This is a genomic window from Halolamina litorea (assembly GCF_026616205.1).
GTDB classification, from domain to species: domain Archaea; phylum Halobacteriota; class Halobacteria; order Halobacteriales; family Haloferacaceae; genus Halolamina; species Halolamina litorea.
Window position 1 is genome coordinate 426539 of the sequence record NZ_JANHGR010000002.1, and the last position, 25340, is coordinate 451878.

The 25340-nt window shown below is 69.2% G+C and carries 30 protein-coding genes and 1 tRNA gene; 17 read left to right on the forward strand and 14 right to left on the reverse strand.

Translation table 11 applies throughout. The features are described 5' to 3' along the window. The first annotated feature begins 77 nt into the window (after positions 1-77). The gene (cca, locus tag NO998_RS13125) at positions 78-1520 is read left to right on the forward strand and encodes a CCA tRNA nucleotidyltransferase (protein WP_267647695.1); all 1443 of its coding nucleotides are present in this window, start codon (positions 78-80) and stop codon (positions 1518-1520) included. Positions 1521-1543: 23 nt separating this feature from the next. On the opposite strand, the gene NO998_RS13130 is transcribed toward cca, so the two are convergent. The 3 genes from NO998_RS13130 to NO998_RS13140 all read right to left on the reverse strand — a co-directional run bounded on the left by NO998_RS13130 (position 1544) and on the right by NO998_RS13140 (position 3245). Continuing rightward, complete coding sequence (locus NO998_RS13130) at positions 1544-2554, reverse strand: histone deacetylase family protein (protein WP_267647697.1); 1011 nt, start codon at positions 2552-2554, stop codon at positions 1544-1546. Beyond that, entirely contained in the window at positions 2554-2985 is a 432-nt protein-coding gene (locus tag NO998_RS13135) for a histone (RefSeq protein ID WP_267647698.1), read from the reverse strand. The genes NO998_RS13130 and NO998_RS13135 overlap by 1 nt, the downstream gene beginning before the upstream one ends. Positions 2986-3172: 187 nt before the next feature. After that, positions 3173-3245 (reverse strand) — tRNA-Arg (locus NO998_RS13140). Between the two features lie 123 nt (positions 3246-3368). Between NO998_RS13140 and NO998_RS13145 the strand changes: the two genes are divergently transcribed. The 4 genes from NO998_RS13145 to radA all read left to right on the forward strand — a co-directional run bounded on the left by NO998_RS13145 (position 3369) and on the right by radA (position 6044). Further along, complete coding sequence (locus NO998_RS13145; RefSeq protein WP_267647699.1) at positions 3369-3854, forward strand: hypothetical protein; 486 nt, start codon at positions 3369-3371, stop codon at positions 3852-3854. 36 nt (positions 3855-3890) lie between these two features. Further along, positions 3891-4505, forward strand: coding sequence for a PspA-associated protein PspAB (gene pspAB, locus NO998_RS13150; protein WP_267647700.1), 615 nt, complete (start codon positions 3891-3893; stop codon positions 4503-4505). Between the two features lies 1 nt (position 4506). Beyond that, complete coding sequence (locus tag NO998_RS13155) at positions 4507-4863, forward strand: hypothetical protein (protein ID WP_267647701.1); 357 nt, start codon at positions 4507-4509, stop codon at positions 4861-4863. 149 nt (positions 4864-5012) lie between these two features. After that, a complete protein-coding gene (gene radA, locus NO998_RS13160; protein WP_267647702.1) occupies positions 5013-6044 on the forward strand; it encodes a DNA repair and recombination protein RadA in 1032 nt (343 codons plus the stop codon). Positions 6045-6080: 36 nt separating this feature from the next. On the opposite strand, the gene NO998_RS13165 is transcribed toward radA, so the two are convergent. Then, positions 6081-6302, reverse strand: a complete 222-nt coding sequence (locus NO998_RS13165; protein ID WP_267647703.1) for a DUF7561 family protein — start codon at positions 6300-6302, stop codon at positions 6081-6083. 87 nt (positions 6303-6389) lie between these two features. Next, positions 6390-6563 carry a DUF5786 family protein gene (locus NO998_RS13170; protein WP_267647704.1) on the reverse strand — a complete coding sequence of 58 codons (174 nt, stop codon included), beginning with the start codon at positions 6561-6563 and terminating at the stop codon, positions 6390-6392. 128 nt (positions 6564-6691) lie between these two features. Here NO998_RS13170 and NO998_RS13175 point away from each other — a divergent pair, with 128 nt between their 5' ends. The 3 genes from NO998_RS13175 to NO998_RS13185 all read left to right on the forward strand — a co-directional run bounded on the left by NO998_RS13175 (position 6692) and on the right by NO998_RS13185 (position 9147). Further along, positions 6692-7708 carry a DUF5784 family protein gene (locus NO998_RS13175; RefSeq protein WP_267647705.1) on the forward strand — a complete coding sequence of 339 codons (1017 nt, stop codon included), beginning with the start codon at positions 6692-6694 and terminating at the stop codon, positions 7706-7708. A 48-nt stretch (positions 7709-7756) separates the two neighbouring features. After that, positions 7757-8581 carry a PHP domain-containing protein gene (locus NO998_RS13180; protein ID WP_267647706.1) on the forward strand — a complete coding sequence of 275 codons (825 nt, stop codon included), beginning with the start codon at positions 7757-7759 and terminating at the stop codon, positions 8579-8581. 68 nt (positions 8582-8649) lie between these two features. Next, positions 8650-9147 carry a DedA family protein gene (locus tag NO998_RS13185; RefSeq protein ID WP_267647969.1) on the forward strand — a complete coding sequence of 166 codons (498 nt, stop codon included), beginning with the start codon at positions 8650-8652 and terminating at the stop codon, positions 9145-9147. A gap of 2 nt (positions 9148-9149) precedes the next feature. On the opposite strand, the gene NO998_RS13190 is transcribed toward NO998_RS13185, so the two are convergent. Further along, positions 9150-9314, reverse strand: coding sequence for a DUF6757 family protein (locus NO998_RS13190; RefSeq protein ID WP_267647708.1), 165 nt, complete (start codon positions 9312-9314; stop codon positions 9150-9152). A gap of 90 nt (positions 9315-9404) precedes the next feature. Between NO998_RS13190 and hemB the strand changes: the two genes are divergently transcribed. Next, on the forward strand, positions 9405-10409 hold the full coding sequence (gene hemB, locus NO998_RS13195; RefSeq protein WP_267647709.1) for a porphobilinogen synthase: 1005 nt from the start codon (positions 9405-9407) through the stop codon (positions 10407-10409). 91 nt (positions 10410-10500) lie between these two features. Continuing rightward, the gene (locus NO998_RS13200) at positions 10501-10908 is read left to right on the forward strand and encodes a universal stress protein (protein WP_267647710.1); all 408 of its coding nucleotides are present in this window, start codon (positions 10501-10503) and stop codon (positions 10906-10908) included. On the opposite strand, the gene NO998_RS13205 is transcribed toward NO998_RS13200, so the two are convergent. Together NO998_RS13205 and NO998_RS13210 are read right to left on the reverse strand one after the other, a co-directional pair. After that, a complete protein-coding gene (locus NO998_RS13205; protein ID WP_267647711.1) occupies positions 10887-11465 on the reverse strand; it encodes a GNAT family N-acetyltransferase in 579 nt (192 codons plus the stop codon). The two genes, NO998_RS13200 and NO998_RS13205, sit on opposite strands and share 22 nt — an antisense overlap. Before the next feature lie 2 nt (positions 11466-11467). After that, positions 11468-11836 carry a universal stress protein gene (locus NO998_RS13210; RefSeq protein ID WP_267647712.1) on the reverse strand — a complete coding sequence of 123 codons (369 nt, stop codon included), beginning with the start codon at positions 11834-11836 and terminating at the stop codon, positions 11468-11470. A 117-nt stretch (positions 11837-11953) separates the two neighbouring features. Between NO998_RS13210 and NO998_RS13215 the strand changes: the two genes are divergently transcribed. After that, positions 11954-12643, forward strand: a complete 690-nt coding sequence (locus tag NO998_RS13215; protein ID WP_267647713.1) for a DUF5806 family protein — start codon at positions 11954-11956, stop codon at positions 12641-12643. An 18-nt stretch (positions 12644-12661) separates the two neighbouring features. Here NO998_RS13215 and NO998_RS13220 read toward each other — a convergent pair whose 3' ends face one another. Further along, a complete protein-coding gene (locus NO998_RS13220) occupies positions 12662-12934 on the reverse strand; it encodes a hypothetical protein (protein ID WP_267647714.1) in 273 nt (90 codons plus the stop codon). A 432-nt stretch (positions 12935-13366) separates the two neighbouring features. After that, positions 13367-14470, reverse strand: coding sequence for an aminopeptidase (locus NO998_RS13225; protein ID WP_267647716.1), 1104 nt, complete (start codon positions 14468-14470; stop codon positions 13367-13369). 95 nt (positions 14471-14565) lie between these two features. Here NO998_RS13225 and NO998_RS13230 point away from each other — a divergent pair, with 95 nt between their 5' ends. The 3 genes from NO998_RS13230 (at position 14566) to gnd (ending at position 18101) form a co-directional block, all read left to right on the forward strand. Next, positions 14566-15399, forward strand: a complete 834-nt coding sequence (locus NO998_RS13230; RefSeq protein WP_267647717.1) for a hypothetical protein — start codon at positions 14566-14568, stop codon at positions 15397-15399. A 269-nt stretch (positions 15400-15668) separates the two neighbouring features. Further along, the gene (locus tag NO998_RS13235) at positions 15669-17126 is read left to right on the forward strand and encodes an amidohydrolase family protein (protein ID WP_267647718.1); all 1458 of its coding nucleotides are present in this window, start codon (positions 15669-15671) and stop codon (positions 17124-17126) included. Positions 17127-17201: 75 nt separating this feature from the next. Beyond that, the gene (gene gnd, locus NO998_RS13240; protein ID WP_267647719.1) at positions 17202-18101 is read left to right on the forward strand and encodes a phosphogluconate dehydrogenase (NAD(+)-dependent, decarboxylating); all 900 of its coding nucleotides are present in this window, start codon (positions 17202-17204) and stop codon (positions 18099-18101) included. 16 nt (positions 18102-18117) lie between these two features. On the opposite strand, the gene NO998_RS13245 is transcribed toward gnd, so the two are convergent. The 4 genes from NO998_RS13245 to NO998_RS13260 form a co-directional block, all read right to left on the reverse strand. Then, positions 18118-19074: a ferritin-like domain-containing protein gene (locus NO998_RS13245; RefSeq protein ID WP_267647720.1), complete on the reverse strand. Its 957-nt coding sequence runs from the start codon at positions 19072-19074 to the stop codon at positions 18118-18120. Between the two features lie 167 nt (positions 19075-19241). Then, positions 19242-20132 (reverse strand): ABC transporter permease, encoded by an 891-nt coding sequence (locus NO998_RS13250; protein ID WP_267647721.1) that lies wholly within the window; start codon positions 20130-20132, stop codon positions 19242-19244. After that, positions 20129-21103: an ABC transporter ATP-binding protein gene (locus tag NO998_RS13255; protein ID WP_267647722.1), complete on the reverse strand. Its 975-nt coding sequence runs from the start codon at positions 21101-21103 to the stop codon at positions 20129-20131. The genes NO998_RS13250 and NO998_RS13255 overlap by 4 nt, the downstream gene beginning before the upstream one ends. 52 nt (positions 21104-21155) lie before the next feature. After that, complete coding sequence (locus NO998_RS13260; protein ID WP_267647723.1) at positions 21156-21413, reverse strand: DUF7967 family protein; 258 nt, start codon at positions 21411-21413, stop codon at positions 21156-21158. A 189-nt stretch (positions 21414-21602) separates the two neighbouring features. Here NO998_RS13260 and NO998_RS13265 point away from each other — a divergent pair, with 189 nt between their 5' ends. From NO998_RS13265 to NO998_RS13275, 3 genes are all read left to right on the forward strand, one after another. Beyond that, a complete protein-coding gene (locus NO998_RS13265; protein ID WP_345781138.1) occupies positions 21603-22004 on the forward strand; it encodes a carboxymuconolactone decarboxylase family protein in 402 nt (133 codons plus the stop codon). Positions 22005-22179: 175 nt separating this feature from the next. Beyond that, positions 22180-23928 (forward strand): excinuclease ABC subunit C, encoded by a 1749-nt coding sequence (locus tag NO998_RS13270; RefSeq protein ID WP_267647725.1) that lies wholly within the window; start codon positions 22180-22182, stop codon positions 23926-23928. Positions 23929-24038: 110 nt separating this feature from the next. Further along, the gene (locus NO998_RS13275) at positions 24039-25292 is read left to right on the forward strand and encodes a COG1470 family protein (protein ID WP_267647726.1); all 1254 of its coding nucleotides are present in this window, start codon (positions 24039-24041) and stop codon (positions 25290-25292) included. Positions 25293-25340 lie beyond the last annotated feature (48 nt).

Consider the following 25340-nt stretch of genomic DNA (forward strand, 5'->3'; position numbering starts at 1 on the left):
GATATGGGTTTCGTTTCCCCGCGACGACGACGCGGCCGACCGACACGGTTTCCCGACGCCCCGGAGAACGGCCGTCCATGACCGACGACGCCCTCGACGCCGTGCTCACGCGTGTGAGCGAGCGCGTCACCCCCGACGCCGACGAGCGCGAGCGCCTCCGCGCCGTCGCCGCCGAACTGGCTGCCCGGGCCGACGCCGCCATCGCCGACCTCCCTGTCGACGCCGACACCGTGCAGGTCGGATCCAGCGCCCGCTCGACGTGGCTCGCCGGCGACCGGGACATCGACCTGTTCGTGTGCTTCCCCGCCGCCCTCGACCGCGAGGAACTGGAACAGTACGGCCTCGACGTGGGCCACGCCGTCCTCCCCGACGGCCACGAGGAGTACGCCGAACACCCCTACGTGAAAGGCGAGTACGAGGGGTTCGACGTGGATCTGGTCCCGTGTTACGACGTCACCTCGGCGACGGATATCCGCTCGGCCGTCGACCGCACGCCGTTCCACGACGCGTTCCTCCAAGCGAGGTTCACCCCCGAGCTCTCCGAGGCCGCTCGGCTGCTGAAGCGCTTCATGAAGGGTGTCGGCGTCTACGGGAGCGACCTCCGGACCGAGGGGTTCTCGGGCTACCTCGTCGAACTCCTGATCCTCGAACACGGCGGCTTCGTCCCGCTGGTCGAGGCTGCCGCCGACTGGCACCCGCCGGTCCGGTTCGACCCGCGCGACGAAGGCCAACCCGACGGTGCCGGCACCGACGCCGTCGAGGCCGCACAGGTCCCGCCATCCGTCGCCGACGCCGCCGAGTTCGACGATCCGCTGGTCGTCATCGATCCGACCGACCCCGACCGGAACGTCGCCGCGGTACTCTCGCCAGCCAACCTCGCGCGCTTCCAGCACTACTGCCGCGAACTGCTGAGCGACCCGCGGGAGTCGCTGTTCTTCCCGGATCCCGTCGCTCCGATCGACGCCGAGGGCGTCCGCGAGCACCTCGACCGGCGGGGGAGCCACGCCCTCGCCCTCACGTTCGACACGCCGGACGTGGTCGAGGACCAACTCTACCCGCAACTCCGCCGGTCGCTGTCGGGCGTTACGGGCGAACTCGACCGCCGGGGCTTCGACACCCTCCGGGCGACGACGTTCGCCGACGGCATCGGTGAGGAAGTGTCGGGCCGCTCGGTGCTGTTCGTCGAGGTGGGCGTCGCCGAACTCCCTGCCGTCGCGCGCCACGAGGGGCCGCCCGTCCACGTGGGCGAGCACGCCAAATCGTTCTACGACGCCTACGCCGACGACGAGTCGGCGTACGGCCCGTTCGTCGAGGGCGACCGCTACGTGGTCGAACGCCCGCGCGAGCACCGAACGCCCGAGGCGTTCCTGCGCAGCGACTCGCTGTTCGACGTGGCCCTCGGCGCGCACGTCGAGACGGCGCTCACGGGAGGGTACGAGGTACTGGTCGGCGATTCGGTGGCGACGCTGGCGGACGAGTTCGGGACGGACCTACGCGCGTACTTCGAGCCGCGGGTCTGAGGCGGGGTCGTTCGGTCGGCGGCTCAGAGGTCGTGACGCTCGCGGATCTCCTCGACGGAGTCGACCACGTCCGCGGTCGGTTCGCCCTCGTCGACGACCGGTTCCCGGCCGTCGAACGTCTCGTGGACGGTGGCGACGCTCTCCGAGAGCGTGTCGAGTCCGTAGCCACCCTCCAGGACGAACGCGAGCGCGGCGTCGATGTCGTCGGCGAGGGTCCTGACGGCGTCGGTGAACTCGGCGTACCCCTCCGTGGAGACCCGCATCCGGGAGATGGGGTCGTGTCGGTGGGCGTCGAAGCCTGCCGAGATCAACAGGAGATCGGGGCTGAAGCGCTCGATGGCGGGCGCGATGGCGTGTTCGAGGGTGTAGCGGTACTCGTCGTCGCCACAGCCGGCCGCGAGGGGGACGTTCATCGTCGTCCCCTCGGCGGCGCCCTCGCCGGTCTCGCCGACCTCGCCCGTTCCGGGGTAGAGGCCGGCCTCGTGGGTCGAGGCGTAGAACACGTCGGGGTCGTCGTAGCAGATCTCCTGTGTGCCGTTGCCGTGGTGGACGTCCCAGTCCCAGATCGCCACGCGGTCGACGCCGTTGTCGGGGGCGTCGATGACCGCGCGGGCGGCGATGGCGGCGTTGTTGAAGAAACAGAACCCCATCGCCTCGTCGGACTCGGCGTGGTGGCCCGGCGGGCGACCGATCGCGAACGGGGTCTCCCGCCCGTCGGCGCCCTCGACGGCGGCTTCGGCGGCCCAGATCGCCAGCCCGGCCGACTGCAGGGCGACCTCGTAAGTGTCCTCGCCGGCGACCGTGTCCGGGTCCCACTCCCCGCCGCCGTCGGCACAGAACTCTCGGACGGCGTCGACGTGATCGGGGTCGTGTGCGCGCTCGATGGCCGCCGCGTCGGCGGGGTCGGCGTCGACGTAGCGTACGCCGTGGCGGTCCTTGAGTGCCTCCCTGATCGCCCGCATGCGGTCGGGCGACTCGGGGTGTCGAGCGCCGGTGTCGTGGTCGAGACAGCGCTCGGAGTAGCCGAACTGCATTACTCGAACAGGGAGAAGTACGTCTCGATGTCCTCGGCTTGCACGGTTCGCCGGTCGGCGTGGCGCGCGAGTTTGGCGGCCGCGCGGGCGACGTTGTCGGCGTAGTCCTCGAGGATGTCCGCCAGCGCGATCCGGGCCTCCATGGAGACGCGGTAGCGGTCGTCGATCCGGAGTCGGGCGATGCGGTCGACGGGAGCGACCGGGAGGTCGACGGCCTCGCGGTCGACGACCTGTCCGACGCCGAAGTCACTCGCCATGAGCGTCTTTCGGCCGTCCTCGGTCGCGTGCTCGGCGGCCTCCACGGCCAGTTCGGCACCGCGGTCCTGAATGCGGGCCGCCAGTTCCTCGGCCGCGTCGGCGCTGACACGGAGTCCGTCCGCGTTGCGACGGATGATGGCGTCGACGGGGGCGAACGGCAGCTCGACGGTCATACTCGTAGGCGGGGCGTGTCGGGTAAAACGCTTCCCCTCCGCTCTCAGGCCGTAAGGAGGGCATAACGCCGGCGTCGGCGCCGTCGCTCGTGACTGATTGGTCGGCGGCGAGGCGACCGCGAGGCTGGCCCCTCGAGTCGATTCAGGATCGCGACCCACGTCGCTTCTCGGTTAGCGCGGTGAAGAACGTCCCGACGGCGATTTGAACGCCGGTCCCTGGCTCCGCAAGCCAAGAGGATAGTCCACTACCCTATCGGGACTCATTTCGACAAACGCCCGACCCGCATAAGTCGGTTCCGGTTCCCGGAGCGCGTGTGGGGGAGACACAAAGGGTCTTTTGTCCGTACCGCGAACTTATGGAACGAGCGTCCGTTCGGTCGGGTATGGAACGACGACCGTTCCTCGTCGGCACTGCGAGCGTGCTCGCGGCCACCGCCGGCTGCGTCGGCGACGCGCCGACGACGCCCGACGACGGCCCCGCGGCGACCGACACCGACACACCGCCCATGAGCCCTCCAACGATCACCGACCGATCCTTCGAACCGCGCGAGAACTGCCCGGAACCGGGGAGTGCGACCGTCTCCACCGACGACGCCCGCGTAATCGTCGAGGGCTGCATCGTCGGCCGGAACGGCTGCATGGTGGCCTCGCTGGCGTCGGCGACGTACGACGCCGTGGCCGACGAACTCTCGGTTCGCGTGACCACGGTCGACGAATCCGAACCCGACGAGATGTGTACCCAACAGCTCGTCCACCGCGGCTACCGTGCCGAGATCAGGTTCGACGGCGGCCTCCCGGCGACGACGGTGGTGACCCACGACGGCGCCGACGGCGAACGCGAGGTCGCCCGCACTGAGCACGGCGACTGACGGGACAACTAAACGCCCGGCCGTCGAACGGCGGGTATGGGTATTTTCGACTCGCTGAAGTCCGTGCTCGGGGTGCGGGCGGAGGCCGACGCCGCGAGCGCGGCCGACCCCGACGCGCTGTTCGGCATGAGTACCGCCTACATCACGATGGAGGCCGAACTCGACTACCGGTCGGCGGGGGCCGCCGCGCTCTGTTTCTCCGAGGTCGACAGCACGGCCTTCGCCGACGCCGTCGACGAGGTGGAAACGATCCTCCGTGCGGGCGAGGACGAGACCGGCACGACGTTCAGCCGCCGGAAGGACGGCCACGGCTACCACTGGGTCGTCCTCGAGGACGACGACCCGGAGGACTTGGTCACCAGCGTCCACTTCGCGGCCGACGAGTTCGTCGAGCAGGGGTTCGGCTCCCGCCTGCTCGCGGCCGTGTTCGGCTTCAAGAACGTCGACGACGCCACCGACCGCGCCTACTGGGTTTACTCGTTCCGTCGCGGTGCCTACTACCCGTTCTGTCCCAGCGGCGACCACGACCGGAACAACCGCGCCGAGTTCAAACTCCGCTCGGTGCTCGAAGGGGAACTCGACGTACAGGACGACGAGTCGCTCTGGTACCCGCTCTGGCCCGACTCACCCGGCGGGCACCCGTGGCAGTGAGATGACCGACGACCCCGCGGTGTACGACCACTACCGTCTCACTGACGGCGACGGTTCAGGGCCGACGTTCCGAGTCGTCGGGTTCGACGACGCCGACGAGCAGGTGACGCTCCTCCGAGTCACCGACGCCGGCGGGAACCGTCGGGCGACGGGCGAACTCCGACACGTCGGCCGCGAGCGACTCGCCCGCGAGTTCGAGGCCGTCGGCGATCCGGGGCCGCGCTTCGAGACGCCGGACTACCTCGGTGGACTGGCTGTCCTCGCCGGCGCCGCCGTTGCCGTCCACCCCGCAGGTGATCCCCTCGCCGGCGCGCTGCTGGTGGTGGCGGGTGGGTACGTCCTCTGGCGGCGCCACTGAGCGGCGACGATGGCGGGACCGCTCCGGGCGGCTCGTTCTGCCTTTTCAACGTTGGCCGCGCACGAACCGACAGCCCGCAGCGTCGGCGTGTTTCAGTTTCACCCTACTGTTAACGAGGGTTTATCCCCGGGGACGGACAACGATAGTGTATGCCAGAAGACGACCTCGAAAGTCTCCCCGGCGTCGGCCCCGCAACCGCAGACAAGCTCGTTGACGCGGGCTTCGAGAGTTTCCAGAGCATCGCCGTGGCAAGCCCCGGCGAGCTGTCGAACTCCGCGGACGTGGGTGACTCCACGGCGGCCGACGTGATCAACGCGGCCCGCGAGGCCGCCGACGTGGGCGGCTTCGAGACCGGCTCGACGGTGCTCGAGCGCCGCGAACGTATCGGGAAGCTCTCGTGGCAGATCGACGAAGTCGACGACCTACTCGGCGGCGGGATGGAGACCCAGTCCATCACCGAGGTGTACGGCGAGTTCGGTGCCGGGAAGTCCCAGGTGACCCACCAGATGGCGGTCAACGTCCAGCTACCGAAGGAGAACGGCGGCCTCGACGGCGGCTGTATCTTCATCGACACCGAGGACACGTTCCGTCCCGAGCGGATCGACGACATGATCCGAGGACTCGACGACGAACTCATCGCGGACGAACTCGAACGCCGCGAGATCGAGGGCGAACCCGGCGACGAGGAGACGATGGAGGCGCTCCTCGAGTCGTTCCTCGACAAGATCCACGTGGCGAAGGCGTTCAACGCCAACCACCAGATGCTGCTGGCCGAGAAGGCCCTCGAACTCGCCAAGGAACACGAGGAGACCGACTGGCCCGTCCGTCTGCTCTGTGTCGACTCCCTGACGGCGCACTTCCGTGCGGAGTACGTCGGCCGTGGCGAACTGGCCGAGCGCCAGCAGAAGCTGAACAAACACCTGCACGAACTCGACAAGGTCGGCAACCTCCACAACGTCGCCGTGCTCGTGACCAATCAGGTCGCCTCCAACCCCGACTCCTACTTCGGCGACCCGACCCAGCCGATCGGTGGGAACATCCTCGGCCACAAGTCGACGTTCCGCATCTACCTCCGCAAGTCCAAGGGCGACAAGCGTATCGTGCGCCTCGTCGACGCGCCCAACCTCGCCGACGGCGAGGCGATCATGCGCGTCCAGGACGGCGGCCTGAAGCCGGAGTAACCGACCACCGGCGCGCCGGACTCCCTTTTTTCGTACTCAGTCGTCCTGCCGAGGTAGTGCCTCGACGTCCGCCGACCTCGCGTCCCGGTCGTCGGGTAGCCGCTCGATACAGTCGAAACAGAGGAAGAACTCGGTGCCGTCGGCCAGTTCGAGGTCCATCCCCTCGGTCGGGCCGTCGTTGCTGAACGACCAGAAGTCGCCGATCCCGCCGCCGATCCGCACCCGTCGGTTACAGCCGTCACAGCGCTGGGAGGCCATCGGCGACGTTTGGAGGCGGAGGCGGTTAGGCGCTCCGGCAGCGCCGCCGCTGGCGGATTCGGACGGACGGAGAAGGGCGATTGCGGATCAGTCCTCTTTGATCTCTTGGAACTGATCGAGCAGAGCCTCCGCGGAGTCACCGGCGTCGTAGCTGACGGTCCCGCTGAACGGCTCGGGCCGCTCCTCGAACTCGGCGTCGGCCTGCGAGGTCAGCTGTTCACGGCGCTCGTGTTCGCCCTCGTCATAGGCACCAAATGACATGGTATACCATACCTTGAGGGTTACCACCAATATACGTGTCGGTTACTTTCAGTCGGTTACACGGTGGGATACCGGTTGTCGACGGATCGCATCGCAGTACGTAAACCGTCGGCCCGCCGATAGGGCGTGTGGCAAAGCCGCTTCGGTTCCGATACGCCCCCGGCTCGTGGTCCGAGGCGCGCGTCCGCAACGAGCTCCTGCAGGCCCTGCAGGCCAACATCGGCGCCACGATGGGCGATCCCTGGTACAAGGCGCCACAGGGGTTCGACGCGGTGCGCTTCGACATGGACAACGGCGACACCGCGCTGTTCTGCTGGAACGACGACGCCGGCTACTGGCTGGGCAACACTGAGACGCCCTCCTCGCTCTGGCGCACCGACAAACAGGGGTTCGACGAGGTGCCCTACGGCGTCCGCCGGTGGGCCGAGCGGGAACTGCTCGCCCAACTCACCGACGAGTCGCCGTGGCTCGAGGACTACCCGCACCTCGCGTGGTTCTTCCTCCCGGTGTTCCTCTCGAAGGACGGCCGCGAGACCACCCGCGCGTTCTTCGCGGAGTACGCCGCGGGGTTCCCCGACGCCGACCGGGACGAGGTGCTCGCGTTCTACGAGGACCTGCTCGCCGGCGGCGCCCTCGACGAGTACCGCGAGACGATGGCGGGGAAGCTCGGCACCTCAGAGACGATGGACCTCACCCGGATGTCGGCGACGATGGGGGAGTTCAACGCCGCCTACCTCCTCCTCCAAGCCGGCTACGACATCGCCCCCGAGGCCGCGGTCACCACGGGTCACTCCATCGACTACCGTGCCAGCCGTCCCGGTGACGCCGAGACGACGCTGGTCGAGGTGACCCGGCCGCTCCCGCCCAAACACCGCTCGGCGGGGTCGCCGATCACGGCGATCCGCGAGACCGCCCAGACGAAGTCCACCGGCCAACTGGAGGAACACGGCGGCGGCGTGACGCTGTTCGTCGACTGCTCGTCGTTCCCCGACGACGACTGGATGGCCATCGCCGGCGAGCAGCCGGAGGTCCGTCACCGCCCGGCGGTCGTGTTCCGGCTCCGTCCATCCGGTCGGATCGAGGCCTACCGGAAGGGCGGCCTCCCGCTCGACCTCGGGGACGCCGTCGAGTGGATCGACGGCTGAGCGGTCACATCGCAAGCGGTTTCTCTCGCGGCCGACAGATTCCCACCAATGAGCGTCGTTGCTGACCTCCACGCCCACACCACCGTCTCCGACGGTACCTTCTCGCTGCCGGCACTCGTCGACACCGCCCGCCAAGAGGGGTTGGACGCCGTCGCCGTCACCGACCACGACCGCTACCACCCCGAACTCTCGGTCCCCGTCGAGCGCCGTGACGGCCTGCTCGTCGTCCGCGGCATCGAACTCCGCGTCGACGCCGGCGAGGAGCGAGTCGACCTGCTCGGCTACGGCCTCTCCGAGACCGAGGCGCTGACCGCCGAGGTCGAGCGCCTCCAGCAGGACCGGATCGACCGCGGCCGGCGCATCGTCGAGAACGTCGAGGCCGAACTCGGCGTCGACCTCGGGATCGAGCCCCACGAGGGGCTCGGCCGACCCCACATCGCCCGCGCCGTCGTCGAGAGCGAGGCCGACTACGGCACCGTGAGCGAGGTGTTCGACGACCTGATCGGCGACGACGGCCCCTGCTTCGTCGCCCGTGAGGTCCCCGACTTCACGACCGGCCGCGAACTCTTGGAGGAGGCCTGCGCGTTCGTCGGCCTCGCCCACCCGCTGCGCTACGACGACCCCGGGGCCGCGCTCGAACTGGCCGCCGATCTGGACGCCGTCGAGCGGTACTACCCCTACGACCGCCCGGTCTCGCCGGACGACGCCGAGGCCCTCGACCCCCGCCCCGTCGAGGCCGCGATCGCCGATCACGACCTGCTGGCGACCGGCGGCACCGACGCCCACGAGACCGACTTGGCCGTCGACGGCCTGCCCCGGGGCGCGTGGGAGCGAGTACGTGCACGGCTCCCCGAACCGGTCGAACTCCCCTGAGCGTGAGGGTAACTGATTTACCCACGACCGCGGTAACGCCGGCCGTGAACGAGGGAATCGTCGCCGAGATGCCCGGTTGGCTCCAGTCGCTGCTGAACTCGGAGTGGGCGTACGTCGTCCTCTTCGGCGTGTTCGTGCTGGAGGGGGCGATGTTGATGTACTTCGTCCCGAGCGAACTGCTCGTCCCGGGATCGCTGGCGCTGTTGGGCCACGGGCCCGAGGAACTGATCCCGCTGCTCGGGGTCGCGGTGCTGGGCGCCACGGTCGGGCAGGTCGCGCTCTTTACGGTCGCCAAACGCGCCGGCCGCGAGTACCTCCTGCAGAACCGCTGGTTCCGGGTGAGCGACCGCACGCTGACCCGCTTCGACGGCTGGTTCGACCGCTGGGGGGGCCCGGCGGTCACCGGCAGTAACGCGATGCTGTTCACTCGCGGGATGCTCACGGTGCCGGCCGGCCTCGCGAAAATGGAGACGACACGGTTCGTCGTGCTCTCGGCGCTCGGGACGCTGTTGTTCGAGTCGGCGCTCGCGGCGCTGTACGTGTTCGGCGTCGACGTGCTCTGGTAGGGCTACTCGGCGCGGTCGATCTCGGTCTGCTCGCGAAGCGCTTCCAACCGCTCGTCGTCGGCGAGTTCCTCGACGCGCTGCTGGAAGTGGTCCTCACAGAGGCCGACTTTGATCCCCCCCGTCTCGGCGGCGTAGACGGCGTCGTCCTCGCAGTAATGGCACTGCATACCGCCCAATATGCGATCCAGTCGGTTAAGAACGCCGGCCGGGGTACCCGGGAGCGACGCGGTTTTGCCGCCGGGGCGTCTGCTTCCGGCATGGACCATACCCCTCGACCCGGCCGCGACGACGCCCGGCGCCCACGCCGCCTGCGGGCCGACGGCGTCCGCTCGCTCGTCGCCGAAACGAGTCTCTCTTCATCCGACCTGATCGCGCCCGTGTTCGTCGACGCCACCGCCGACGAACGCGTCCCCATCGAGACGATGCCCGGCCACGAGCGCGTCCCTGTCGAGGACGCCGTTTCCCGCGTCGAGGAGGTGCTCGCCACCGGTGTCGAGGCGGTCATGATCTTCGGGATTCCGGAGTTCAAGGACGGCCGTGGGACTCGTGCCTACGCCGAGAACGGCGTCGTCCAGCGCGCGGTCCGAGCGATCACCGAGGAGACCGACGCCTACGTCATCACCGACGTCTGTCTCTGTGAGTACACCGAGCACGGCCACTGCGGGATCGTCGAGGATGATGCCGCGGCGGACCCCCACCTCACCGTCGAGAACGACGAGAGCGTCGAACTGCTCGCCGAAACCGCCGTCTCCCACGCCGAGGCCGGCGCGGACATGGTCGCTCCCTCCGCCAGCCTCGACGGCATGGTCGGTTCGATCCGCGATGGCCTCGACGCTGCGGGGTTCCGGAACCTCCCGATCATGTCCTACGCCGCCAAGTACGAGTCCTCCTTCTACGGCCCGTTCCGCGACGCCGCCGACGGCGCGCCCAGTTTCGGCGACCGCCGACACTACCAGATGGACCCCGCCAACGCCCGGGAAGCCCGCCGCGAGGTCGCACTGGACGTCGAGGAGGGCGCCGACGTGCTGATGGTCAAGCCCGCGCTGCCGTACCTCGACGTGGTCGCCGACGTGCGCCGGGAACACGACCACCCCGTCGCCGCCTACAACGTCTCGGGGGAGTACGCGATGCTCCACGCCGCCGCCGAGAACGGGTGGCTCGACCTCGATGCGGTCGCCCACGAGTCGCTGCTGTCGATCAAGCGTGCCGGCGCGGACCTGATCCTCACCTACTTCGCCGAGGACGTGGCCGAGTCGCTCTGACTCACCGTCGACCGTTCCGCTCACGTTCCGCCCCCGCGTTGCCCCGACCTCGCACGGAAACGGTTTTGAGTGGCCGGCCGGACTCCCACCCATGAAGCCGTTCGATCTCGTGCTCGTGGCCGTCGACGGTAGCGAGGAGTCGACCCGCGCCGTCGAGTACGCGGTCGGCGTCGCCGACGCCTACGGCGCCGCGGTTCACGTCGTCTACGTGCTCCCCGAGGGCGCCACGGCGACCACCGAGACCGAGGAGTACGCCGACACCGCCGAAGAGATCGCCGCCGACGCCGGCGTCCCCATCGACACCGAGACCGTCTCGGGGTTCTCGACGGACCGCCTGAGCCAACACCCCGGGAGCGTCGTACTCGACACCGCCGAGGACGCCGGCGCGGACTTCCTCGTCGTCCCGCGCGAGCCCCAGACTGGGAGCCGTGCGGCCGTGTTGGAGAAAACCGCCGAGTACGTCCTGCGCTACGCGAGTCAGCCGGTACTCTCGGTCTGAGCCGCGGCGTCCGCGGCGTCGAGTCGGATCGCCATCTCCAACTCGAAGCTCTCGGCGTCGGTCGTCTCGAACCCGATCTTCTGGTAGAGCCCCACCGCGGGTCGGTTCCAGCGTTCCACGGTCAGCCACACCTTCGAGATACCGCGGGCGGCGCCGTGGCCGAGGATCGACTCGATCAGCGCCGTTCCGATGCCGACGCCCTGGTGTGACTGCAGGACGAAGATGGCCAGTTCGTAGGGTGACTCCGGACCGTTCTCGGGCACCAGCGTCGCGTGGCCGACCACCTCGTCGCCGTCCCACGCGAAGACGTTACAGCAGTTCGTCTGGAGGATCCGGTCGAGCCACTCGGCCAGTTTCGCCGGCCTGCTCGGGGGGATCCCCTGTGCGCGGTCGGCGGGGTCGAACGCCTCGTACATCGCCTCCAGGGCCGCACGGTCGTCCTCGCTGTCGTCGTACGCCCTGAGTTCGATGGCCCGCCCCTCGGCGTCCTCGACGGTCCGGGGCGGCGCCGGGAACTCGTCGGCGGGGTCGTCGGGGTAGCGCTCTGGTCCCGTCATGCTCACCGGATCAGCCTGACCGTCGTTCGGGCGTTCAACAGGACGAACTCCGCGATGCTGCCGACGTTGATCTTCCCCATCGGGCTGGTCTGGCCGCCGCCCAGCGCGATCTCGTCGAACCCCTCGCGCTCGGCGATGTCGACCAGTTCGCTCCCGGGGTCGCCCTCGACCTGCCGGATCTCGGCGTCGATCCCGGCGTCAGCCAACTCGGCCGCGACGCGGTCGGCGATCTCCTCGCGCGAGCGGGGCGAACGGGGGTTCTCGACGATGGCGACGGTGAGATCGTCGCCGACGGCGGCCGCGCGGGCCACGACCGCCTCCAACGCCTCGATAGAGTCGTCGCTCCCGCCGATCCCGAGCAGCACGTGCATGGCGGGGCGGACGCCCCCGCTCCTGATAAACCCCGTGGGCGACCGTGGGCCGGCGTCGCCCCGACTGCCCGGCCACGGAGGAGTAGCCCTATGTCCGTGGCTGTGTCAGGTGGGGACATGAGCGAGGACCCGACGCCACCCGGCGGCGCCGACGACGCAGCGACCGGCGAGCAGGAGTCACCGGCCGGCGACACGGCGGACCCGACGGACGAGCGCGGCAGTGACCCGGCGACCGACCGCGACGGCGGGCCCGCGACGGAGCGCGAACCCGCGGCCGAGGACGTGCCCGAGGACGTACAGGAGTACGCTCGCTTCACCAAGATGGACCGGGCGGACTACGACCGCGTCAACGAGTTCCTACGCGACCGGACGTACATCACCGCACGCGAGTGGGCCATCGCCCGACTCTGTGCGGACTTCCGCACCGAGACCGGCGTGGAGATGACCAAGATCGGCCAGAACCTCCCTCGGCTGGTGCCCTTCATGACCGACACCTACACCCCTCAAGCCGTGAACCAGGCGCGGGCCTCCTTCGAGGAGAAAGTCACCAAGGCCGGCGCAACGTTCCTCTACGGCGCGATGTCGGGCTTTTACACCGCCGAGGAACTGGACGAGACGATGTACGAGGTGACCGAGATCGCGAAGTTCCTGCTGGAGGTCGAGGGCGTCGACCTCTCCGTCGAGGAGGAACTCCAGGCCGAAGACGAGATATCGCGGGTGATGCGCGAGGTGCGGGAGGCGTCGGCGGAGGTCCGCGGCGAGGAGGTCAAGTGCCCGGAGTGCGGGCACGTCCACGAAGCCGAGTGACCGGCGACGGCCGGCCGGTCAGTGCAGTCCCAGCGCCTCGTCGTCGAGTTCGCTCTCGACGTAGTCACGACCGTGCTCGGTGATGACGTAACAGGACTCCACGTCGCTGATCGAGCGGAGGTAGTCCGCCTCCGAGAGTTCGCGGACGGCGTTCAGGACCGACGCTCTGGCGGGCGGGTCGTCCATCCGATCGTCGAGGTTGGCGGCGATGCCGCTGGGGGCGATTCCCACGCCGGACTGGTAGAGCAGTCGGAGCGTCGGCGCGATGGCGTCGGCGTCGAACTCGGGCATGGCTCGTGGTTGTGGTGTGGGCCTGAAAACGTCCATGGCCGCTGTTCGTTCGATCGGTTTCTCGGGTGAGTGTGAGTTTCGGCAGCACGGACGGCGACTGTGACGGCGACAGCACTCGACACATGGACTCTGGGACCGCAGTGCGCCGGGCACAAGGCCCGGCGCAGCGCCGATTCCCCGCCCCTCCCCCAGCGGTCGCCGATCGTCGGCGACCGCGAGGCGTCCACCACATCCACACTACGGCGGCTGTGGCGCGCGACGTGAGTGCCTCCGGGCACGAACGAGCGTGCGAGGGAGGAGCGACCGACTGGGAGCGAGTCGGTTGGGGAGGGTTGAGGGCTGTACGTCGCGGTGCGGTCCCAGAAGTCATGCTCACTCCGCGGTGCTGTTCACGGGTTCCGCGAAATACTCAGAAACAGCAGACCTCCCCGCCTATCCCTCGAACCCGTCCTCCCAGCGGAACGTCCCGTTTCGCTGAACCACTTCGCCGTCGACCTCCATCCGCGAGTCCTCGCTCACGTCCGTGATCATGTCGACGTGGACCGCCGAGTCGTTCGCCTCGTCCTCGTGGCCCGGCGGGAAGTTCGAGCCGTAGGCCCGCCCGACCGCGAGGTGGACGGTGTCGCCCATCTTCTCGTCGAAGAGGATGCTGTCGGTGAACTGGTCGATCCCGCGGTTCATCCCGATCCCGAGTTCGCCGAGTCGCTTCGCGCCCTCGTCGGTGTCGAGCACGTCGGCGATGACCGACTCGTTCTGCTCGGCGGAGAAGTCGACGACCTCGCCGTCCTCGAAGGTCAGGTGGACGTTCCGCACGCGCTGGCTGTTGATCGTCATCGGCACGTCGAAGAACACCTCGCCTTCGGTCGCGTAGGGCGCGGTGAACACCTCGCCGGAGGGGAGGTTGTGGGAGTCGTAGGCGACGCTGGCCGCGGAGTTGACCGCCGTGCGCCCCTCGATGGACATCGTGAGGTCGGTGTCCTCCTTGACCAGTCGGACCTCGCTCCCGGCGTCGAGTAGCTCCTTCATCTTCGCCATCTCGTCGGCCAGTTCCTCCCAGTCCCGGAGCACGGCCTCGTAGACGAACTCCTGGTAGGCCTCGTAGCTCATGCCGGCCTGCTGGGCCAGCGAGCGCGTCGGGTGGACCGTCGACACCCAGTCGGTGTCCATCCGGGCCTCGCGGATGCCCGACCGGGACCGGCGTTTGGCCTGGCGCTTCTCCGACGGCACGTCGGCGCTGGCTGTCGTGTTGCGGCCCCCACCGAGGCGGAGTACCGAGTCGGCGTTCTCGTAGAGGGCGCGCTCGAACTCGGGGTCCTCGTCGAACTCGCCGCCGTGGGCTCGCGTGTGAGCGCGGTCCACCTCGTCTGAGTCGTACAGCGTGAGCACGTTGGCGTCGCGGGCGCCGACCTCCTCGGCGACGGCGACGGCGAGGTCGTGGGCACCCTCCGAGACCGAGAGCACCACGTCGTCGCCGGCCTCGATCCGGGCGCTCCAGTCGACCAACGTCTTCGCGTGTTCGTGGATGCGTTCGTCCATGCCCGTGGGTCGATTGGCGGCGGCAAAATACCCGCGGGAGCGTCACGACCACCCCCCGGCTTTTTCGCCGAGTCCGGAGTAGCCCCGACGAACCGATGAGTGGGCAGGCCCAGCAGACGTACACGCCCCCGCTGGGGGTGACGGTCATCTCGGCGCTCATGGCGCTCTCGGCGCTGTTCGCCGCGCTGTTCGCCGGCCACTACCTGCTTCGCTGGCTGCTCGACGGCGACGGCATGTACACCGCCGTCATCGCGGGCGCGTTGATCGGCCTCACCGCGGCCTCCGCTGTCGTCGCACTGGGGCTGCGCCGCCTCAAACCGTGGGCGTGGTACGCCGGCGTGGGGCTGTTCGGCGCCGCCGCCGCCGTCGCTCTGTTGATCTTCGTCCTCAAACTCAGCCTGCTGTCGCTGGGCTACGTGCTGGTCAACCTCGTCACCGCGGGCTACATCTACCACCAGCGGCCGATCTACACTCCCGGTACGCAGGCCCGCTACGACGCCTACCACAAGGAGAGCGTGATCTACCGCCTCGACATGGTCACCGAGATGCGCCAGAGCGACGCCGCGCCGCTCGGCGTGAAGGTTCTCGCCGTGTTCGCCACGCTGGCGTCACTGGTGGCGTTCGTCCAGGGCATCCGGCTGATCTGGATGTCGAGTACCGCCGCGACCGTGCTCGGCCTCCTCGTGATCCTCCTTGCCGTCCTCCAGACGTACACGGTGTACGGCCTCTGGATCGTCGAGCGCTGGGCGTGGTTCGCGGGGCTGGCGCTGTTCGGCCTCGCGACGGTGTTCGCCACGTTCCGGGTCCTGCTGTTCCCGGACGTGGTCGCCGTGGTCGAGTTCCTCGTCAACGGCCTCATCGCGCTCTACCTCTACCGGCAGAAGCCGCTGTACGCGCCGCGGGTCACCATCGATCTGACGCCACGGTAGCTCTGAACCGCGGCGACGTTCCGACGCCACGGTAGTTCTGGACTGCGGCGACGTTCCGACGCCACGGTAGCTCTGAACCGCGGCGACGTTCCGACGCCACGGTAGTTCTGGACTGCGGCGACGTTCCGACGCCACGGTAGCTCTGAACCGCGGCGACGTTCCGACGCCACGGTAGCTCTGAACCGCGGCGACGTTCCGACGCCACGATAGGCCGTGGACCCCCCGCCGACCGTACGAAGATTCAGGAGGCCTCGACCCAATCGCCAGTCATGGCTCCAACCGTCCTCGCCGGCGGCACCGTCGTCACCGTCGACGCCGACCGCCGCGTCCTCGACCCGGGCGCCGTCCTCGTTGCTGACGACACAATCGTCGCCGTCGGCCCGCGCGACGACATCGTCGCCGACAACCCCGACGCCGACCGAATCGACCTCGACGACCACGTCCTCCTTCCGGGGCTGGTCGACAGCCACGGCCACGCCGGCCACAGCCTCACCAAAGGGCTCGTCGACGGCCGCGGCGACGACTGGCTCGACCTCGTCAAGCGTATCTACTTCCACGGCTCCGGCACCGATTTCTGGGCGGCCGAGAGCCGACTCGCCGCGCTCGAACGGCTCCGCGCCGGCGTCACCACCTCGCTCTCCTACGTCGGCTCGATGCCCCGCGCGGACGACCCGAAGTTCGCCGCGGCGGCGGCGACGGGCTACCGCGAGTTCGGCCTGCGCCACGTCGTCGCCGTCGGCCCGCCGGACGGCCTCCCCGTCGAGGCGACGGACCCGGACACGGGAACCGAGACGACCATCGATCTCGATCGCGCGATGGCGACCACCGAAGCCGTCGTCGACGACCTCGACGGCGCCGCCGGCGGGCGGATCCGAGTCGCCGTCGCTCCCTCCTCGCTCGTCCCGGAGATGGACGACGACGGCCAAGCGACAGACGCCAGCGTCGAGCAGATCCGGGCGGTTGCCGACCTCGCCGAACGCGAGGGCCTGCCGATTCACGCCCACGCCTACGTGGGCGAGGTCGCCGCGGCGGCCGACGTCGACGCGGATATCCTCTCCGAGCGGCTCTCGCTGGCCCACTGTGCGGGGATCAGCAGCGAGGAGGTGGCGCTCATGGCCGAGAACGGCGTCGCGGCCTCCACCGGCCCGCTGACTCACGCCTACGCGTGGGACCGCTTCCCCGTCACTGAGGCGATGGAGCAGGGCGTCACCGTCGCCGTCTCCACCGACGGCAGCGCGCCGGACCGCTCGTTCGACCTACTCTCGCAGGGCCGGATCGCCGCCCAACTCCAGCGGTCGTACCACGGCGACACCAGCCTGCTCCCGGCCGGGCGCGTGCTGGAGTCGATGACCGTCGACGCCGCGGCGGCGCTCGGGATGGCCGACGAGGTCGGCTCGCTCGCCGCCGGCACGCGCGCCGACGTGATCGCGGTGGACCGCCGCTCGGCGAAACTCGGCCCCGACCTCGGCGCCGACGGCGCCGTTCCGCGGGTGGTCAACTACGCAGACGGCGGCGACGTGTCGTTCGTCATGGCCGACGGCGTGGTCCGACTGCGCGACGGCGAGGTCGTCGCACCCGACGCGCCGGGGCTCGAAACGATCCTCGACGACGCCGCCGACGCTGCGCAGACCGCGCTCGACCGCGTCGACGCCGACGACGCGCTGGACCCGCATCCGGACCTCTGGGGGTCGGTCCGGTACGGCGAGGGTGAGGAGGGAACGGAGTAGCCGGCCGGGGGGACCGACCGGCGAGCCCCGCCACCGGACCGCAACGGCTACACCCCTCCCCTCACAGCCTCGGATATGGAACTCGGCGTCATCGGACTCGGCCGGATGGGACAGATCGTCGTCGACCGGAGCCTCGACGCGGGCCACGACGTGGTCGCGTTCGACCTGAGCGCGGAGGCGACCGCCGAAGCCGCCGAAGCCGGCGCGACGGCGGCCGACAGCGTCGCGGACCTCTGTGACCGCCTCGGCGAGGAGAAACGCATCTGGCTGATGGTGCCCGCGGGCGACCCCGTCGACGCCACGCTCGACGACCTCGAACCGCACCTCGACGCCGACGACGTGGTCGTCGACGGCGGCAACTCCCACTTCGAGGCGTCGGTGCGCCGCGCGGAGACCACCGAGGCCGCCTACCTCGACTGTGGCACTTCCGGCGGGCCCGCCGGCGCCCACCTCGGCTTCTCGCTGATGGTCGGTGGCCCCGAGTGGGCCTACGAGGAACTGGTCCCGGTGTTCGACGCCGTCGCCACCGGGAACGCCGGCCACGACCGGATGGGCCCCGCCGGCTCGGGCCACTACGTCAAGATGGTCCACAACGGCGTCGAGTACGCGCTGATGCAGACCTACGGCGAAGGGTTCGAACTGCTCGCGAACGGCCGCTACGACCTCGATCTGGAGTCGGTCGCCCGGACGTGGAACAACGGCGCCGTGATCCGCTCGTGGCTGCTCGAACTCTGTGAGGAGGCGTTCCGCGAGGAGGGCAACGACCTCGGCGACGTGGCCGACCACGTCGCCGGCGGCTCGACGGGGACGTGGACGGTGCAGGAGGCGCTGGAACAGGAAGTGCCGGTGCCGCTCATCTACCAGGCGCTCTCGGAACGCTTCGGCTCCCGTGCGCCCGCGGAGGGACGGTTCGCCCGGCGGCTCGCGAACCGTCTCCGGTACGGCTTCGGCCGCCACGACGTCGCGCGGGAGTAGCTCCCTGTCCGGGGATTCAGCTCCCGTCGGTCGTCGTTGTCGTCTCGTTACCGGCTGTTCCGTTACCCGCTGTCTCGTTGCCCATCGGTGTCTCCGTCTCGTTGCCCATGGGCGTCTCCGTCTCGTTACCCATCGGTGTCTCCGTTTCGTTGCCCATCGGTGTCTCCGTTTCGTTGCCCATCGGCGTCTCCTCGTCGGCCGGCGTTTCCGTCTCGTCGTCTCCGTCGGTCTCTTCTCCGTCCTCCTCTTCGGTCTCGGGTTCGCCGGCGATGAACCCGCTGACGGCGTCGAGAACCTCGCTCTGTGAGCTCGCGGGGTCGAACGCGTTCGGGAACGGCGAGCTACCCGCCACCGCGTTCATCATGGCGGCGTGGCGTGCCTCGACGCTGTGGATCGACAGGGCGGCACCCAGCAGGTCGGGGCTCTCGACGAACGGGGCGGCGCCCGCGTAGGCGGCGACACCGGTGTTCTCGAGCACCTGTGCCAGCGAGATGAACTCGGCGACGTCCTCGAAGCCGAAGTCGTAGTCGGCCGGGTCGGCCGGGTCCCCACCCAGGAGTGCAACGGCCTGTGTGAGCACCTCGACGTGTTGAGCCTCGTGGTCGGCGACGGTCTCGACGAAGCCGTACACCATCTGGCGGTCCTCCTCGGTGTAGTCCTCCAGCGCGTCGGCCTCGAGGAACTCGTCCTCGTCGAACGTGTCCATGGCCTCCTGGTAGAAGGCGCTCTCCAGATGTTCGAGCGACAACGCGTAGTTCAACACGTCCACGTCGGTTCCCTCGACGTCGTCGAACGTCGCGCCCGTGCCGGCGCCGTCGCCGCCGGTGTGTTCGTCGGCGAGCGCGACGCCGGCACCCCCGCCGAGGGTGAGCAGCGCGCCGCCGGTCAACGCGGATCGGGTGAGGAAGCCGCGCCTGGAGTGGTCCTGTTCGTCCGCGCTCTCGGTCGGCTTCGGTTCGGTAGTGTCAGTCATGGTTTCGCCGGATTCCGGCGGGAAACCCATGTAGGCCGCCAAGATTAGTTATGTGCGAACAACGAAACGTAGGATCGGACGAGGCTGAGTAGGCTCCGTCCCGGACCGCCCGTAACACGACTCTACACGACCCAGAGAAACGCCGCGAAGGGGGCAGTAACAGCGCCTTACAGCTCCGCGTCGCGGAACCAGACGACGCCGACAGCGAGCGGGAGGACCAACCAGAGCAGCATCGCCATCAGCACGAACGGGTCGGAGAAGACCGGCGAGAGCTCGGGCCCGAGGGCCTGTGCGGCCTGCTGGTTCGGGATCATCCCCAACAGCAGGCTGAACGTCCGGATCCGGGCCTCGAGGTCGCTCATGAACAGGCTGTCGACGAGGGTCTTGTACGCCTGGATCGGGTTCAGTAGCTTCAGCGCCAGTCGCAGGCGGAACTGCTCGGGCGTCGACAGCCCGAACAGCTCCGTCGCCGCACGGTTGACGCCGCTGACGAAGAAGTTCCAGAGGAACCAGAACAGCCCGAAGAGGCCGCCGGCGCCGACGAGCGCCTGTTGGTTGGTGTTCGCGGCCGCCGAGACACCGACGGCGATGCCGACGAAGACGACGCCCAGCAGCGCGGTCAGCAGGGCGAACTGGACGTAGACGAAGATGTCCAGCCCCGAGCCAGCGGGCAGCAACGCGAGGAAGGCCACGAGGAACCCGATCAGTACCGGGAGGGCGACGACGCCGCTCCGGCCGAGGAACTTCCCGATCACCACGTCGTCCCGGGAGTGGGGCAGCGAGAGCAGGAGCTTGATCGTTCCCGACTCGCGCTCACGGGTGATCGAGCCGTAGGCGACAACGAGCGCGGTCAGCGGGAGTAGGATCGCGGTCCCCTGTTTCAGGAAGAAGAGGAACCCCTGGACCAGCCCTTGGGTGTTCTCCACCTGGCCGCCCACGTAGAGTCGGCCGATGGCGGCGCCGGCGAACACCAGCACCGACAGCGCCGACAGCACCCAGAGCCAGCGCGAGCGCACCGCGTCACGGAAGTCCTTCCGGGCGACGGCCTCCCAACTCATCGGCCCACCTCCGACTCGGCGGCACCGTCGTCCGTGTCCCCTCCGCTACCGTGCGTCTCGGTCGGCGTCTCGCCCTCCGTGTACGCGAGGAAGAGGTCTTCGAGCGAGGACTCGCGGGTCGAGAAGTCGTCGACGACCACGCCGGCGTCCTCCAGCGCGCCGATGACGGCCGTCTTCGCCTCGGGGTCACACTGCACCGTCACAGCGTCGCCCTCGGCCGTCGCGGTGTCGACGCCGTCGAGGGCACGAACGCCCGCGAGCGCGTCGTCGTCGACGCCGGTGGCGGTAATCGACAGCGTCGCGCCGGAGCCGACCGCCTCGCGCAACCCCTCGACGGAGTCGCGGGCGACCAGCGTTCCGTCGCGCATGATGCCGACGCTGTCACAGACGGCTTCGACCTGCCCCAGCACGTGACTGGAGAAGAACACCGTCGCGCCGCGGTCGGCCTCCTCGCGGACGATGTCGCGCATCTCCTTGGCGCCGGCGGGGTCCAGCCCCGAGGAGGGTTCGTCGAGGATCAACAGGTCCGGTTCGCCGATCAGCGCCATCCCGAGCGCGAGGCGTTGGGCCATCCCCTTCGAGTAGCCGCCGGCCTTCCGGTCGCCGTCGCCGTCGAGGCCGACCCGTTCGAGTATCGCGTCGGGGTCGGCGTCGGCGGCCTTCGACTCGATGGCGAACTCCAGGTGCTCTCTGCCGGTGAGGCGCTCGTAGGTGGAGAACCCCTCAGGGAGCACGCCGGTGCGTTCCCGGACGGCCACGCTGTCGGCCTGTGGGTCCATTCCGAGCACCCGCACGGTGCCGGCCGTCGGGCGAACGAAGTCCAGCAGGAGGTTGATCGTCGTCGACTTGCCGGCGCCGTTCGGGCCGAGGAAGCCGAACACCTCGCCCTCGGGCACCGTCAGGTCCAGTCCGTCGACCGCGAGCACGTCGCCGAACCGCTTGTCGACGCCGTCGAGTTCGATGGCGGCCATGCCCGGGCTTGCCGCGGTTTCCGATAAAGGGTTTCGGCTCCGGGAGCGCGCGTCAGAGACTGTCGTCGGGGTCGTGACTGGCGGCGACGCGCTCGGCCTCCGCCGCGTAGCGTGCCGCCGTCTCGGCGTCGCCGACGGCCTCGAGGCGGTCCTCGTCCACGTCGACGGCGGCCGTTGGGCCGCCGCGCCGGGCGAGGGATTCGAGCGCGGCCTGCCGGCTGAACGTGCGCTCGCCGTCCGGGGTGGCGTAGGTGGTCGTCACGAGGTTGCGGCTGTCGACGTCCCGTTCGACCAGCCAGACGCGGGTCATGGGCCGGCGTTCGACGCGCCGGGGCTTGTAGCCGGCGGTCGGCATCCTGTGTCCCCATCAGGTCCCAACGTCGTCGGCTCGTGGCCCCGTTCGGCGCTGCATCCGGCGGTTCCCGAACCGTGTGTGGGCTGAACGGCTATTCCGTTGGCTGTGGTACACTATACCGTGCCCAAAGAGGGGCACCAACTCATGGCAACCCAACAGACTATTGACGAGATCGAGGAAACGCTCGGTCACGTACCCGGATGGATGGAGCAGATCGCGGAACCGGCCAGCGACCATAGCTGGGGCATCTTCCGTGACCTCCTCCTCGGTGACACCGAACTGACGCCGCGTGAGAAGGCACTCGTCGGCGTGAGCGCAGCGACCGCGATGAACTGCGGCTACTGTACGTACTTCCACAAGGAGGAAGCCCGGTTCGCGGGCGTCTCGGACGCTGAGCTGTCTGAGGCGGTCAACGTCGCCAGCATGACGGAGTACTTCTCGACGCTCCTGCACGGCAACGAGTACGACCACGACACGTTCGTCGCCGAGACGGACGCGGCGTTCTCCCACCTCCGTGAGCAGGGGATGGCCCACGCGGACGACTGAGTTGTCACGCGAGTGGCGACCGGCCGTGTGGCCCCTCGTCCCCAGCCGAAGCGACTCGACGACCGACCGTTTTCCAGCGTTGACCGACCCCGCGTTCTCCCGACTCACCAGCGACCCCTCACGAACACGGCCGCGGGCGTCACGCTGAAACGCGACCACACCCTACCTCGGGCAGATGGACGCGAGTGACGTGCGCGAGCGGGCGGGCGACCTCCCGCGGGAGCCCGGCATCTACCGCTTCCTCGAAGGCGGCGACGATGCCGACACCGTGCTCTACGTCGGCAAGGCCGTCGACATCCGGAGCCGTGTGCGCTCCTACGCCGACCCGCGCAGCGACCGCATCCGCCGGATGGTGGCCCGAGCGGACGCCATCGACACCGCCGTCACCGACACCGAGACCCAAGCGCTGCTGCTGGAGGCGAACCTGATCAAGCGCCACCAGCCCCGCTACAACGTCCGGCTGAAAGACGACAAGTCCTACCCGCTGGTCCAACTGACCGACCACCGCTACCCACGTATCGAGATCACCCGCGACCCCGACGACGCGGCGACGGTGTTCGGCCCGTATACCCGGAAGCGCGAGGTCGAGACGGTCGTGAAGGCCATCCGCGAGACCTACGGCCTGCGGGGCTGTTCGGATCACAAGTTCCGCAACCGCGACCGGCCCTGTCTCGACCACGAGATGGGACTCTGTTCGGCGCCCTGCGTCGACGCCATCGACGCCGAAGGGTACGCCGAGGACGTACGGAGCGCGATCCGCTTCTTCGAGGGTGAAACGGGCGTGCTCGCCGACCCGCTCCGCCGGGAGATGGAGAGCGCCGCCCAACAGCAGGAGTTCGAGCGGGCGGCCAACGCCCGGGACCGCCTCGAAGCCGTCGAGGCGTTCCACGGTGGCGGCGGCGAAGCGGTCTCCTCGCCCGGGGGCCGGCGCGAGGTCGACGTGCTCGCGGCGGTCGTCGAAGGCGACGACGCCACCGTCGCCCGACTGCACGCCGACTCCGGCCAACTGGTCGACCGCTCCCGACACCGACTCGACGCGCCCGAGGGCGAGGACCGCGTCGCCACCCTGCTGTCGGCGTTCCTGACGCAGTACTACGCCGAGCGGGACTTGCCCGACGCCATCCTGCTCTCCGAGCGCCCCGACGACGAGGACGTGCTCGACTGGCTCGACACCGCCGGTGTCGACGTGTCTGTCCCCGGCGCCGGCCGGGAGGGAAAGCTGGTCGAACTGGCGCTGAAGAACGCCCGCAGCGGCGTCGGCGGCGCCGACGATCCCGTGGGCGCGCTCGGCGCCGCTCTCGGGATCAGTCGGCCAGAGCGCATCGAGGGGTTCGACGTGAGCCACGCACAGGGGAAGGCCGTCGTCGGCAGCGACGTGTGCTTCGTTGGCGGGAGCGCCGAGAAGGCCGGCTACCGGCGGAAGAAGCTCACCGACCGCAACGACGACTACGCGAACATGCGCGAACTGCTCCGCTGGCGCGCCGAACGCGCCGTCGAGGGCCGCGACGACCGACCGGACCCGGACCTGTTGCTCATCGACGGCGGCGAGGGCCAGTTGGGCGCGGCGATGGACGCCCTCGACGAGACCGGCTGGGACGTGCCCTGCATCGCGCTGGCCAAGGCCGAGGAGTTGGTGATCACCCCAGACGGGGTAGAGCGGTTCGCCGACGACGCCCCCCACCTCCACCTACTCCAGCGCGTGCGCGACGAGGCCCACCGCTTTGCAGTCCAGTACCACCAGAGTGTCCGCGACGAGGTGGCGACGGCGCTCGACGAGGTGGCGGGTGTCGGCCCCGAGACCAGAAAGCGCCTGCTCCGGCGGTTCGGCTCCGTCGACGCCGTCCGCGAGGCCGGCGAGGAGGACCTGCTGGACGTAGCCGGCGTCGGTTCGACGACGGCCGAACGCATCCGGCGCCGGCTGTAGGTATCTAAACCGATCTTTTCACACTCCAGTAATTATTTCACGTACGCAGCGGAACAAGTTCCCGTTCGCCGCCCTCCGCCCTCCATGGCGAGTCGCCGGCGACGCCACCCATGAAACGAGTCATCCTGATCGCGTTCCTCGTCGCGCTGGCCGGCATGCCAGCCGCGGCGGCAGTCGCACCGAGCCCCGCCGTGGACACGACGACCAACCCCGCAGTCGCACAGACCACGGCCGCAGAGCAGTCAGAGACCAACTTCACCCGCCTCTACGTCGACGCGCGTGACAGCTACCTCGAGATCAAGCCCGGGGAGAGCAGTTCCTTCACCGTCACCGTCGAGAACGGCGAGGAGGAGGCTGTCGACGTGAACCCCCACCTGTTCACGTCGCCGACCGAGCGCAACCCGATCCAGGAGTCCTGGGTCGACATCTCCGGTCCTGACAGCATCGACGCCGGTGCCGAGGCCGAGTTCGAAGTGAACATCTCCGTCCCCGACGACGCCGAGATCGCTCGATACACGGGTCAGATCGCGTTCACGAACCAGACCACCCAACCGGCCGCGGGCATGCCGCCCCGTCCGATCCACGCCGCCTACACCAGCGTGAACGTCTGGAAGGAGCCGACCGTCAAGGTCCTCTCGGACACCTACATCAACACGCAGGTCGAGGCCGGCGACTCGGTCACCAAGCAGATCGTGATCGAGAACACCGGCGGCGAGGCCGTCCCGCTCAGCCCCGAGCGTGCCGAGCAGCGGGGCCACTGTTACGGCACCGGCTGCCCCGAGCAGGTCGACCAGTCTTGGATCGACATCGACGCGCCGAGCCAGATCGCACCCGGTGAGACCGCGACGGTGACCGTCACCATCTCGCCCGACGAGGACGCGGAACGCGGCCGCTACGACACCTCGATCGACCTGGGTCTGCAGGACCCCGCCCGGCCCGATCAGGGCGGCTACTGGCAGGAGGTCAACCTCAACTTCGTCGTCTGGGAACAGCCCGAGGAGCCGTTCACGACCGAGTTCACGGTCTCCGAGCGGACTGACAACGTGACCCTGTCGCTCTCGCCCCAGAGCTACCGCACGGCCGACAACGCCGACGCCGCGAGCTTCGACGTGACGTTCGTCTCGCCCGACGGCGAGCGCATCGAGGCCGAGCGCGTGCAGGTGACCGACCGCGGCTACGTCAACCTCGGCACGCAGAACGAACCCGGCGTCACGCAGGACGGCGCCTACGCGACCGAACACTCGACCAGTCAGTACGTCTACGAACTCGACGCGCCCGACGCGGGCGAGTGGACCGTCGAGATCATGCCCGAGAACACGATCGGGTTCCAGTACGAACTAACCCGCAACGAGTCCGACGAGTAACGGTCGGACCGTTCCGGAGCCAGTCTTCGCCTTTCTTTCGTCGCCGAT

What these genes read in the sequence shown, in the direction of transcription:
- NO998_RS13130 (WP_267647697.1), bottom strand. Translation starts at nt 2,554, where the DNA reads ATGCAGTTCGGCTACTCCGAGCGCTGTCTCGACCACGACACCGGCGCT.
- NO998_RS13185 (WP_267647969.1), top strand. Translation starts at nt 8,650, where the DNA reads ATGCCCGGTTGGCTCCAGTCGCTGCTGAACTCGGAGTGGGCGTACGTC.
- NO998_RS13200 (WP_267647710.1), top strand. Translation starts at nt 10,501, where the DNA reads ATGAAGCCGTTCGATCTCGTGCTCGTGGCCGTCGACGGTAGCGAGGAG.
- NO998_RS13225 (WP_267647716.1), bottom strand. Translation starts at nt 14,470, where the DNA reads ATGGACGAACGCATCCACGAACACGCGAAGACGTTGGTCGACTGGAGC.
- NO998_RS13250 (WP_267647721.1), bottom strand. Translation starts at nt 20,132, where the DNA reads ATGAGTTGGGAGGCCGTCGCCCGGAAGGACTTCCGTGACGCGGTGCGC.
- NO998_RS13265 (WP_345781138.1), top strand. Translation starts at nt 21,603, where the DNA reads ATGGCAACCCAACAGACTATTGACGAGATCGAGGAAACGCTCGGTCAC.
- NO998_RS13235 (WP_267647718.1), top strand. Translation starts at nt 15,669, where the DNA reads ATGGCTCCAACCGTCCTCGCCGGCGGCACCGTCGTCACCGTCGACGCC.
- NO998_RS13210 (WP_267647712.1), bottom strand. Translation starts at nt 11,836, where the DNA reads ATGCACGTGCTGCTCGGGATCGGCGGGAGCGACGACTCTATCGAGGCG.
- radA (WP_267647702.1), top strand. Translation starts at nt 5,013, where the DNA reads ATGCCAGAAGACGACCTCGAAAGTCTCCCCGGCGTCGGCCCCGCAACC.
- NO998_RS13145 (WP_267647699.1), top strand. Translation starts at nt 3,369, where the DNA reads ATGGAACGACGACCGTTCCTCGTCGGCACTGCGAGCGTGCTCGCGGCC.
- NO998_RS13215 (WP_267647713.1), top strand. Translation starts at nt 11,954, where the DNA reads ATGAGCGAGGACCCGACGCCACCCGGCGGCGCCGACGACGCAGCGACC.
- NO998_RS13220 (WP_267647714.1), bottom strand. Translation starts at nt 12,934, where the DNA reads ATGCCCGAGTTCGACGCCGACGCCATCGCGCCGACGCTCCGACTGCTC.
- NO998_RS13245 (WP_267647720.1), bottom strand. Translation starts at nt 19,074, where the DNA reads ATGACTGACACTACCGAACCGAAGCCGACCGAGAGCGCGGACGAACAG.
- pspAB (WP_267647700.1), top strand. Translation starts at nt 3,891, where the DNA reads ATGGGTATTTTCGACTCGCTGAAGTCCGTGCTCGGGGTGCGGGCGGAG.
- NO998_RS13275 (WP_267647726.1), top strand. Translation starts at nt 24,039, where the DNA reads ATGAAACGAGTCATCCTGATCGCGTTCCTCGTCGCGCTGGCCGGCATG.
- NO998_RS13135 (WP_267647698.1), bottom strand. Translation starts at nt 2,985, where the DNA reads ATGACCGTCGAGCTGCCGTTCGCCCCCGTCGACGCCATCATCCGTCGC.
- NO998_RS13180 (WP_267647706.1), top strand. Translation starts at nt 7,757, where the DNA reads ATGAGCGTCGTTGCTGACCTCCACGCCCACACCACCGTCTCCGACGGT.
- gnd (WP_267647719.1), top strand. Translation starts at nt 17,202, where the DNA reads ATGGAACTCGGCGTCATCGGACTCGGCCGGATGGGACAGATCGTCGTC.
- NO998_RS13260 (WP_267647723.1), bottom strand. Translation starts at nt 21,413, where the DNA reads ATGACCCGCGTCTGGCTGGTCGAACGGGACGTCGACAGCCGCAACCTC.
- NO998_RS13205 (WP_267647711.1), bottom strand. Translation starts at nt 11,465, where the DNA reads ATGACGGGACCAGAGCGCTACCCCGACGACCCCGCCGACGAGTTCCCG.
- NO998_RS13230 (WP_267647717.1), top strand. Translation starts at nt 14,566, where the DNA reads ATGAGTGGGCAGGCCCAGCAGACGTACACGCCCCCGCTGGGGGTGACG.
- hemB (WP_267647709.1), top strand. Translation starts at nt 9,405, where the DNA reads ATGGACCATACCCCTCGACCCGGCCGCGACGACGCCCGGCGCCCACGC.
- NO998_RS13255 (WP_267647722.1), bottom strand. Translation starts at nt 21,103, where the DNA reads ATGGCCGCCATCGAACTCGACGGCGTCGACAAGCGGTTCGGCGACGTG.
- NO998_RS13190 (WP_267647708.1), bottom strand. Translation starts at nt 9,314, where the DNA reads ATGCAGTGCCATTACTGCGAGGACGACGCCGTCTACGCCGCCGAGACG.
- NO998_RS13165 (WP_267647703.1), bottom strand. Translation starts at nt 6,302, where the DNA reads ATGGCCTCCCAGCGCTGTGACGGCTGTAACCGACGGGTGCGGATCGGC.
- NO998_RS13170 (WP_267647704.1), bottom strand. Translation starts at nt 6,563, where the DNA reads ATGTCATTTGGTGCCTATGACGAGGGCGAACACGAGCGCCGTGAACAG.
- NO998_RS13270 (WP_267647725.1), top strand. Translation starts at nt 22,180, where the DNA reads ATGGACGCGAGTGACGTGCGCGAGCGGGCGGGCGACCTCCCGCGGGAG.
- NO998_RS13155 (WP_267647701.1), top strand. Translation starts at nt 4,507, where the DNA reads ATGACCGACGACCCCGCGGTGTACGACCACTACCGTCTCACTGACGGC.
- cca (WP_267647695.1), top strand. Translation starts at nt 78, where the DNA reads ATGACCGACGACGCCCTCGACGCCGTGCTCACGCGTGTGAGCGAGCGC.